Annotated in this window: 7 protein-coding genes and 1 pseudogene; 1 reads left to right on the forward strand and 7 read right to left on the reverse strand. The window is 71.1% G+C overall.

The annotated features are described in order from the left end of the window. The 5 genes and pseudogenes from D455_RS0118505 to D455_RS0118525 form a co-directional block, all read right to left on the reverse strand. A pseudogene (locus D455_RS0118505) lies at positions 1 to 467 on the reverse strand (hypothetical protein); the annotation flags it as partial. Positions 468 to 484: 17 nt separating this feature from the next. Further along, a complete protein-coding gene (locus D455_RS0118510; protein WP_017572200.1) occupies positions 485 to 2,812 on the reverse strand; it encodes a serine/threonine-protein kinase in 2,328 nt (775 codons plus the stop codon). Continuing rightward, positions 2,809 to 4,071: a hypothetical protein gene (locus D455_RS0118515; RefSeq protein WP_017572201.1), complete on the reverse strand. Its 1,263-nt coding sequence runs from the start codon at positions 4,069 to 4,071 to the stop codon at positions 2,809 to 2,811. Before D455_RS0118515 ends, D455_RS0118510 begins: the two co-directional genes overlap by 4 nt. A 244-nt stretch (positions 4,072 to 4,315) precedes the next feature. Continuing rightward, the gene (locus D455_RS0118520; RefSeq protein ID WP_017572202.1) at positions 4,316 to 4,870 is read right to left on the reverse strand and encodes an AAA family ATPase; all 555 of its coding nucleotides are present in this window, start codon (positions 4,868 to 4,870) and stop codon (positions 4,316 to 4,318) included. A 275-nt stretch (positions 4,871 to 5,145) separates the two neighbouring features. Then, positions 5,146 to 6,318, reverse strand: coding sequence for a macrolide family glycosyltransferase (locus tag D455_RS0118525; RefSeq protein ID WP_017572203.1), 1,173 nt, complete (start codon positions 6,316 to 6,318; stop codon positions 5,146 to 5,148). Between the two features lie 202 nt (positions 6,319 to 6,520). On the opposite strand from D455_RS0118525, the gene D455_RS0118530 reads away from it, so the two are divergent. After that, complete coding sequence (locus tag D455_RS0118530) at positions 6,521 to 6,844, forward strand: putative quinol monooxygenase (protein WP_017572204.1); 324 nt, start codon at positions 6,521 to 6,523, stop codon at positions 6,842 to 6,844. Here D455_RS0118530 and D455_RS0118535 read toward each other — a convergent pair. After that, positions 6,841 to 7,596, reverse strand: a complete 756-nt coding sequence (locus tag D455_RS0118535) for an HdeD family acid-resistance protein (RefSeq protein ID WP_017572205.1) — start codon at positions 7,594 to 7,596, stop codon at positions 6,841 to 6,843. The genes D455_RS0118530 and D455_RS0118535 overlap by 4 nt on opposite strands. 226 nt (positions 7,597 to 7,822) lie before the next feature. Next, a complete protein-coding gene (locus D455_RS0118540; RefSeq protein ID WP_017572206.1) occupies positions 7,823 to 9,112 on the reverse strand; it encodes a citrate synthase in 1,290 nt (429 codons plus the stop codon). Between the last annotated feature and the right edge of the window lie 842 nt (positions 9,113 to 9,954).

Below are 9,954 nucleotides of genomic sequence, written 5' to 3' on the forward strand. Positions count from 1 at the left end.
CGCGCGGACGTGAGCGGTGGCAGGTCGTCGCGCCGCATCGCCTGGGTGGCCAGGGCGTCGGCTCCGTTCCGGCCGTGGTCCGCGGGAGCGCGCCCGTCCGCGGGCGCGAGGTCCTCCGAGGCGTGTCCGCCGCCCCGCGGGGACGCGGTCGGAAGGACCTGGGTGGTGTCCTCGTCGGCCCCGTCCCCCGCGTCCTTCACGGCTCTCAGGCTCACCTGGGGAGCCGTCGGGGCTCCCTCCGCCGGGACCAGCCCCGGGCGGGCGCCCTCGCCGGGATCGTCACCGTCGGAGGCACCGGTGGGCACGGCGCCCGCCAGGCTCACCTGCGGTGCGGTGGGCACCGCGTCGGGGTGTTCGGCGGGCGTGGTCGCGGCCTCCTCCGGGAGGGGGCGCCCGCACCCCTCGCAGAAGACGTCCTCCGCAGTCGCCCTGTCCGAGCAGGCAGGGCAGGTCCGCACCTTGGTCATCGCGGTTCCCTCGTTCCTCACAGCAGCGTCACGGGGCGTAGGGAGTTGGCCCTGTCGACGAGTTCGTAGCGCTCCGGCAGCACGGTGGTGCGCTGGGCCAACGCGCGGTAGCGGCGCTCCAGGTTGGTGCGCACGCCGTCCTCGGTGAGCGGGGCGTCGAGCAGCCGCTCACCGACCGGAGCCCTGCCTCCCACACCGAGCCAGTCCAGTGCCGACTCCAGGACACGGACGGCCAGGCGGTCGGCGGACTCGCCGTCCAGGCCGATCCGCTCCAGGCGCTGTCCGGCCTGGACGAGGTCGGCGGCCTCCGCGCCCGGGTGCCGGGCCGCGAGCACGGAGATCAGCGCGGTCTGGGCGTGGACGTACAGGCTGGACAGCTCCGGGACGGTGTCCAGGACCGCGATGGCCGCCGCCCGGTTCCCCTGGGCCAGGCGGATGCGGGCCAGACCGAACGCGGCGCTGACGAAGGAGTGGTCGGTGCTCCAGACCGCCTGGAACTGGCGGGCGGCGGTGTCGTGCTCGCCGGTGCGTTCACAGGCCAGCGCCAGGGCCAGCTTGGGCGCGATCTCCCCGGGCAGGTGGTCGTACAGTTCGTCGAAGTGGTCGCGGGCCTCGTGGAACCGGCCGGTGCTCAGCTCGGCGACCGCCAGGTACCACATGGTGCGCCAGTCCCCGGGGACCATCCCGCTGAAGCGGTGGAGGACGTCCAGGGCCTCACCGTGGTGGCCGGCGGTGATGAGCGCGCGGACCAGCATCAGCAGGGTCTCGGGGGTGGGCGCGGAGGTGGCGCGCAGCGCGGGGACGAGTTCCTCCGGCGCCAGCGCCTGGAAGCCGCGCAGGTGCTGGGCCGCCGGGTCGGCCTGGTCGATCAGGGGTGCGGGCAGCAGCGTCGCGGCGTCGGTGGGCGAGGGCGGGACGAGCATGCGGTCGGCGTTGTGGGTGCCGCGGTCGGGACCGGAGGTGGGGTTCTCACCACCGAAGAGGGTGGAGGACGCGGGGTGCGGCACGCCCTCCAGTTCGGAGAGGAGCTCGCGCAGGACACCGGTGAGCTGGTCGGCCATGTCCTCGGCGTCGTGGAAGCGCAGTTCGGGTTCGCGGTGGGTGGTGCGGCGCAGCAGCCGGTCGAAGGACTCGTGGCGCCGGAGCAGCGGCACCGTCTCCCGGGGCGGAATGCTGTGCGGGTACTCGCGCATGAAGCTGAAGCGGAAGCTGAGGACGGCCAGGGCGCGGCCCACCGAGTACAGGTCGGTGCTGATGGTGGGACCGGCGCCGCGCAGCTCCTCCTCGGTCACCCGGTAGCCGGGCGTGGTGTAGACGGGGCTGACGGTGTCGTCCATGCGTCGGACGCCGCCCAGGTCGATGAGCTTGATCTGCTCCTCGCTCTGGATGACGTTGTCGGGTTTGAAGTCGCAGTAGAGCAGGTCCTTGGAGTGCAGGTAGCCGAGGGCGCGCAGGACCTCCAGGCCGTAGGCGATGACCTGTTCCAGGGGGAGGACGGCGTCGGGGTCGTCCTCGCGGCGTTCGATGAGCAGTTCGCGCAGGGACTTGCCGCCCACGTACTCCATGACGATGTGGCCGCCGGGGATGCCGGTGCGAGGGTCGGGGTGCTGGGAGAAGTTGATGATCTTGACGATGTTGGGGTGTTCGACCTCGGAGAGGAACGCCTGTTCGGCGGCGGCCGCCTTGTGCGCCTCGGCGTCACCGGCGTTGAGCAGGCCCTTGAGGACCACCCAGCGGTCGTTGACGTTGCGGTCCCGGGCCAGGTAGATCCAGCCGAGGCCGCCGTGGGCCAGGCACCCGAGCACCTCGTACTGTCCGCCGACCATGTCCCCGGGGGAGAGCTTGGGGGTGAAGGAGAACGGGGCCCCGCACCTGCGGCAGAAACCCTCGGTGCGGCCGGGCTGGCCGTCCCGGGAACGGCCGACCCTCTCACCGCAGTTGCCGCAGAAGCGGTTCTTCTCCGCGACGACGGGGTTGTCCATGACGGCCTCGGCGGGGTCCCGGTGGGGGACGAGGGGCACCTGGACCATGCCCATGCCGAGCATGCCGCGTGAGGAGCGGCGGCTGCCGCGCCCCGTGCCACTGATGTTGGTGCCCACGGTGCCGGAGACGCTGCCGGGTCCTGAGCGCCCGGAGAGCCTGACGTTGCCGGAGACGGGGTGCGAGTGGGAGGGATCGCCGCTGAGGGGATCGGAGGAGGACGGGGACGGCCACCGGTCGAGTCCCCCGTCCCGGCCGCCGGACGGTGGCCGGGGGGCTCGCGTGTCCGCCGGGGCCGTGCCGCACACGGCGCAGAAGCCGTCCTCGCCCCGGCCGGGGCACCCGGGAACCGTGCACTTCGTCATCCGCTCACACCACCATCACTCTCGCCGTCTGACGCGCCCGCGCCCGGTGTGGTTCTGCCCACGGGGGCGTCCGTTCCGGTGAGTTCCTGGAGCGTGCGTTGGTACGCGGAGAGGGCGACCGTGGCCGCGTGCAGGTCACAGGGAGCGGTCCACAGTTCCCGGTGCGCACGGCGGTGGAGTTCGGACAGCCGCCCGTCCTCGGCGTGTCCGAGCCGGACCGCGCGTGCCCGGTAGGCGTCCAGACGGCCGCGGAGTTCGGCACGGCGCTCCAGGAGCCCGGTGAGGTTGGCCTCGCGCTCCCGGGCGTCGTCGGCGGCCTCGTGGACGGCGCTCTGTACCTCGCCCAGGCGGGCACCGAGGTCGCGCCACCGGCTCCGGGCGCGCAGGGCGTCCATCTCACCGATACGGGCGCGCAGTGCGGGCACGGGGTCGGGAACGTCGATCGCGTGGGGCGAGGAGATCTTGGCGACCACCTGTGCGCGCAGTCCACGGGCGCGGTCGAGGACCTCCCCGACGTCGTCGATGGCGGAGTCGAGCCGCTCGACGTTCTCGGTGTAGGAGTCGCGCATGCGCAGGGCGTCGCGGAGTTCGCCGCGCACGCGCTCCAGCCGCAGGCGCAGCCGTTCCAGGGAGGAGGTGTCCACGCGCCCGTCCTCGACGAGGGAGAGGGGGTCGGACCGGACGGTGGCGCCGACCGCGTCCAGGTCGGCGCGCAGGGACTCGTGCTCGTTCTCGTCGAGTTCGACCATGTCGGAGAGGGTGCCGATCTCACGCCACATGGCGTCGAGCTCACCCAGGCGCGGGTGGAGGGCGTCCCAGGCGGTCTCGACCGCCGAGATGACCTCGGTGGCCTCGTCGTAGGAGGCGGACATGCGGGCGACGGCGTCGGCGAGGGTGACGGACTCGTCACCGGTGTGGAGCGGTCCGCGCTCGTGCGGCGGGGTCTCCCCCGCGGGGAGCGTCACGGAGTCACCGTTGAGCAGGAAGGTCAGGGCGGCCTGGTCGGCGGAACGGCCGTCCGCGGAGGCACGGAGCTCGTGGGCCCCGTCGACGGCGCGGCGGAAGGCGTCGTGGACGGTCCGCATGCGGTGGAGGTGCTCGCTGGCGCGCTCCCAGCGTTTCCGGGTCCGCCCGACGAGGTCGGCTCCCCGCAACATACGGTGGCCGACGTGGCCGTCCAGGTCGACGAGGTCGAGGGCGATCCGGTCTGCCTCACCGCGCACACGGTTGAGCGCGTGGTCGATGCCCTCCCAGCTCATGGGCGGTGTGTTCGCCCCGGACGCACTGACCACCTGCCGTGTCCCTCCCCGCGTCCGCGGTCCCGCGCCCGTCCCGGGCGTGAACGCTCGATGATCCTTGACCTAGACAAGAGTCTGGCCCCGACCCCCGCGAACCACAAGGGAAAGCCGGTTTACGGCCACGAACGGCCACATGTGCCGTGTCGGCGCACCAGAAGGATCACGACGTGGCAGAAGTTCTTCCCCGTCACTCCTGTCACTCCCGTCACAGGATCAGCGGCTCGGTCCCTCCCAGGGTGTCCAGGACGAAACGAGCCCGCTCGGCCACGGGCACGCGCGGCAGCTCCACCAACTCGTAGCCGCACGCCGGATACGCCTCGGTCATCGCCCGGTGGACGCGCTCGGCCTCCTCCGGGGTCTGGTGGCGCTCGGCGTCTCCGGTGAAGATCTCCGGCCACGGCGGGGCGACGAACACCCTGCGGTGGTACCGGAAGCGACGGGCCGCCTCGGTGACGTGCGCCGGGACCGGGAGGCCGCGCAGCGCGTGGTAACCGACCAGGTCGGGCACGCCGCGGTCGCAGAAGACCGGCCCGGGCAGGGACGAGGCCTCGCGGTGTGAGCGCATCTCCCACGCGAGCATGAGCTCGGCGAAGAGGTCGTCGTCGTACCAGGCCAGGCCGGGGCCGCCGATCTCCCGCTGGTCGCGGATGATCGCGCGCCCGGCCTCCGTGGTGCGCGCGTACCCGAGTGAGGCCAGGTGGTCGAGCAGGGTGGTCTTGCCCGATCCCGGTCCGCCGGTGACGATGACGAGGTGGTCCATGGTGCTCCGTGACGTGTCGGGCGATCTGGGTGGGACGGGTGTGGCTGGCGGGTGTCCGGCCTTCGGCGGCGTCCGTCCGATCCTCCAGGACGCTCCGGTCGCTGGCGGGGATCCGCCCTGCCGTGTACTCGTGGGAGGCGGACGACTGTGCCGGACGGGGCGGTCGGCCTCCACTGCTGGTGGTGCCGGACCACCGGGGTTCGGGGAAACCGGGTACGAGATGGGACCGGTGGTGCGCCGTGGGCGCGGCGCACCACCGGAGGAGACGCGAGGACCTACCGGGCGGGCAGTTCGGCCTCGATCAGGTCGGCCGCGTAGGAGGTGCCGCTGGCCTGGAGCCGTGCGCTGACGTCGGCCAGCCTCCGGGCCACCTCCGGGTCGGAGGTGAGTTCGAGCAACGCCGAGCGCAGCCGCTCCGGGCTGGCCTCGGCGGTGTCGATCCGCCGGGCGACACCGGCCCCGACCAGGTGGTCGGCGTTCCCGAACTGGTCGACGGCCTGCGGGACGGCGATCATGGGCACCCCGGTGTACAGGCCCTCGCTGCACCCTCCCATACCGGCGTGGGTGACGAAGGCGTCCGCCTGGCGCAGGACCGCCAGTTGCGGCACCCAGGCGTGCGTCTCGACGTTGTCCGGAACCTCCCCCAGTTCGGCGGGATCCACGTACTTGCCGACCTGGAGCACCACGTGCCACCCGGGCAGGTCACCGAAGGCCTCCAGGCACGCGCGGTAGAACTCCGGCCGGTTGGTGTAGGCCGACCCCAGGGACACCAGCAGGACCTTCTCCGCGTCGGCCGGACGGGTCCACTCCCCCTGGTCGGCCCGGTCTCCGAGGCAGGGTCCGACGAAGGTGACCGTGTCGGCCACGGTGTCGGCGAAGGGCTGCATCTCACGCGGGATCATCGCCAGCGACCGCTCGGGGCGCGCGACGAAGGAGACGTGGTCGAGGTCGGTGACGCCGTTCTCGGCCAGCCAGGCGTCGAACTTCGCGTAGTGCTCCTTCGCGCCGGGTAGGGCGCGCAGCTCCTCCAGGATGGTGTCGTCGTAGTCGGACCAGGCCACGTACGTGGGCGAGAGCTGGACGGACGGGACGCCCCAGTCGATAGCGAGTATCCGGGCCTCGTAGGCCCCGATGTCGTACAGGAACAGGTCGGGACGGTCGTCCCCGTACGCGGCCCGCAGGACGGGCAGTTGGGTGATCGCCTCGTCCAGGAAGACGTCCATCCCCTCGACCGGGTCGTCCGGCCACTCCTCGTCCCCGGTGGGCAGTGTGGTGGTGTAGGGGACGAGCTCGGCACCGGTGCCGGTGACGAGGTCGGCCAGGACGGGGTCGTTGGCGTAGGTGACGCGATGGCCCCGGTCGACCAGCTCGCGGATGATCTCCAGGCTGGGCAGGGTGTGACTCACGGCGGGAACGCCGACCATGGCGATGTGGGCGCGACGTGTCATCGCTGCTTCTCCAGAATCCGATGTCTACGGGCAGGGCTGGGAGGCACCGGGCCCCGTGCGGGGCGGGTGCGCCGTGGCGTCCGTGACGCCGGGCCCTCAGCCGTAGATCTGGGACTGGAAGAAACGCATGTCGGCCATGCTACTCATGATGCTCGGAGAAGTCCCGTGGTTTTCCGGTCCGACACCCCGTCCTGGAGGTCCCGTGCCCGTCCCCGCCGTCGCCCTCGTCATCTCGCTACGGACCCGCCCGGGACACCGGGACGCGTTCCTCACGGGGATCTCCCGCAACGCCTCGGCGGCGGTCCGCGAGGAACCGGGCTGCCTGCGCTTCGACGTGGTCGCGGACGGCACCGATCCGGACGTGTTCTGGGTGTACGAGGTCTTCGCCGACGAGGACGCCCTGCGGGCGCACCGGCGCACCCCGCACTTCCTGGCCTGGCAGGCGGAGAAGGCCGGGGTGGTCGTTCCCGGCAGTCAGGTGGACCACCTCGGCGCCCTCCTCGTCAGCGGGGCCGGTACCGCCTAACGCGGCTCGTCCGGGTGGTCGGGGTCCTCCCGGTCGCCGTCCGGGGCCCGGTGCCTGCCCCCCGTGCGCCTTGGGGCGGTGTCGTCGCCGTCGGCGAGGAGGTCCCCGGAGTGGGGCCTCTGGGTCCCCGTCTCGTCGGGCTCGTGGAGTCCCACGAAGGGCTCGGTCTTCTCCGCGTTCCCCGGGGATCCGAAGGCCTCGGCCGCGCCGCGGAGCCGGAACCCGGCCACGGTCATCACCGCACCGAAGATCAGTGCGAACAGCGCGATCACGGACATGATGGCCTGTGCGCCCTCCAGGGGCCAGAACCACAGCAGGAGGCCGAAGACGAGCGAGAGGGCGCCGACGAAGACCAGCAGCCACTCGGAGCTGATGTGCGCGCGCAGGCGGATGGCGGTGACGATCTCGGCGACACCGGTGATCACGGCCCAGGCCCCGATGACGAACACCAGGGCGACGATCGCCGCGAGGGGCCAGATCAGCGCGATCAGCCCCATGAGGGCGCTGATGACCGCCTGGATGACCAGCGAGGTCCGGTTTCCGGGCATCGAGCGGTAGGCCGCGTACCCCAGGACGGCGGCGTCGAACAGGGCGTAGACCCCGAAGACGACCGCCAGGACCACGAGGGTCTTCCCCGGCCAGATCAGCGCGACCAGGCCGAAGACGACCGCGGCGACCCCTCGGAGGACCACCACCCACCAGTTCCGGCTCAGCTCGTCGAGCAGGTCGCCGGCCAACGCGTACCGGACCATAGTCGCCCCTCCTTCGTACGGCCCCGTCCGGGGGTCGCACCCTGTCCGCCCTGCCCCCTCACCGGCGCCGCACACGTGGCGGCGGCCGTGCGGGGCGGGTGACACCCCGGTACGGGTGATACCCGGTCACGGCCGTGAGCGAACAGCGGAGGGTGTGCTGTGGACAACGACGGAGCGCCCGCCGCGTCGGACGCGGTCGGGCGCTCTCGTGGTGCCTCGGAAGGGGTCACCCCTGGCCGGGGAGCCGGCGCTCGGGGGAGCCGACGTAGTGCTGGCGCGGACGCGCGATCCGGAAGGCCGGGTCGTGCAGCTGCTCGCGGTAGTGGGCGATCCAGCCGGGCAGGCGGCCGATGGCGAACAACACGGTGAACATGTTGGTCGGAAAGCCCATGGTGCGGTAGATGACGCCGGTGTAGAAGTCGACGTTCGGGTAGAGCTTGCGCTCGGTGAAGTAGGAGTCGGCGAGCGCGGCGGCCTCGAGCTTGAGGGCGAGCGCGAAGAGCTCGTCCGGGTTCTCGTCGCGGTCGAGGATCTGGCTGGCCAGAACCTTGATCTCCTTGCTGCGCGGGTCGAAGTTCTTGTAGACCCGGTGACCGAAGCCCATGAGGCGCATCTCGCGGGCCTTGACCTTCTCCAGGAAGTCCTCGACGGAGATGCCCGAGTCGCGGATCTCCTCCAGCATCTCCAGCACGGCCTGGTTGGCCCCGCCGTGGGACGGGCCGGACAGGGCGTTGACGCCCGAGGCGACGCTGGCGTAGATGTCGGCCTTCGCGGAGCCGACGACGCGCACGGTGGCGGTGGAGCAGTTCAGCTCGTGGTCGGCGTGCAGGACCAGCAGCATGCCGACGGCCTGGTTGAACAGGTCGCCGAGCTCGCTGTCGGCGTGGACGTCGCCGAAGGTCATCCGGATGAAGTTGTCGACGTAGTCGAGCGAGCTGTCCGGGCTGATCGGCTTCTCGCCGATGGAGTTGCGGTAGATGCGGGCCGCGATCGTCGGCAGCTTGGCCAACAGCCGGATCGTGGCGGTCTCCACCTGGTCGTCGTCGCCCGGGTCGACGCTGTCGTCGTAGTAGGCGGCGAGGGTGTTCACGGCGCTGGCCAGCAGCGTCATGGGGTGGCCGTTGCGGGGCATCGCGTCGATGAACGCGCCCATCTCGGCCGGGATGTCGGCGTTCTGGCGCAGCTTGTCGGCGAACTCCTTGAGCTGGTCCGCCTCCGGCAGCTCGCCGTAGATCACCAGGTAGGCGACCTCGATGAAGGTCGCGCCCACGGCGAGGTCCTCGATCGGGTACCCGCGGTAGCGCAGGATCCCGGCGGCCCCGTCGATGTAGGTGATCTCCGAGCTACACGAAGCGGTGTTGCCGAACCCGGGGTCCAGGGTCGTCATACCGGTCGACCCCAGCAGGGTCTTCAGCTCGATGGTGCGCTCACCCTCGGTGCCGGTGAACACCGGCAGCTTCAGCACGCCGCCCTCGTAGTGGAGCTCCACCGTGCGCTCTTTGTCGTCTTCGCTCATGCCCGAGGTCAACCTTTCCAGGCGGGGGATACGTGAGGTGCGTCATACGCGGGACGGTCCGCCGCCGCGTTCCTGCTTCACTCGTTATTGTTCTGTTTTGTTAAACGACGGTTAAGCAAAATCATATAAGTTTCACCGATTCACGAACAGGTGACATGCAACACATACCCAGACGTGAGCGGAATTACCGCAAGGTGAAGATTTACAAACTTTGCCAGACGTCGATTACTCCGTGATCACCCTGAGACGTCGCGAGCGGGCCGGGAGGGTCCTCCCCGACGCCGTGCCGCCTCCTGTGCCGGTCCCCTGAGCAGTCCGGCGCCCGCCCGAACCCGCCCCCTCGACCCACCCTTCACAGAAGTGGACAAAGACGAACGAAGTTCGGTGCGATCAGGTGTCCGAACGCGCCCTAGTGGCCTTCCTCCAGAGTACCTTCGCCCTGATCACGGGGCTTGACGCGGGGTAGCCCGACGGTTGGTGATCTTGGCCTCCGCGCGCTCCTCAGCCGCACCATGAGCCCCGTTAGCCACAGAGGACCCCATCCTCATGACAACGGGCTGTGCTCGGGGCACGGGAGTTCACACACCCTCCCCCCGGGACGCGGGGAGAGGCGTTCGGGAAGCCGTCAACGCCCCTTCACGGAACGTCCCATTTCCCCCGGAGCGATCCCCACGGACCGACAACGGGTAACCGCCATTCACCCGGAGTAAACGGCACGGGTGCGCTTTGCCGGAAAAAACCGCGGCGCGGACCGGCGGTACCGGTCCGCGCCGCGCGGGCTCCGGCGGCCCGAAGGCGTCACACGCCCTCGTCGACGCCTCCGGCGAGCAGGGGCTCCATGA

The organism is Nocardiopsis halotolerans DSM 44410, from assembly GCF_000341065.1.
Lineage (GTDB): Bacteria > Actinomycetota > Actinomycetes > Streptosporangiales > Streptosporangiaceae > Nocardiopsis > Nocardiopsis halotolerans.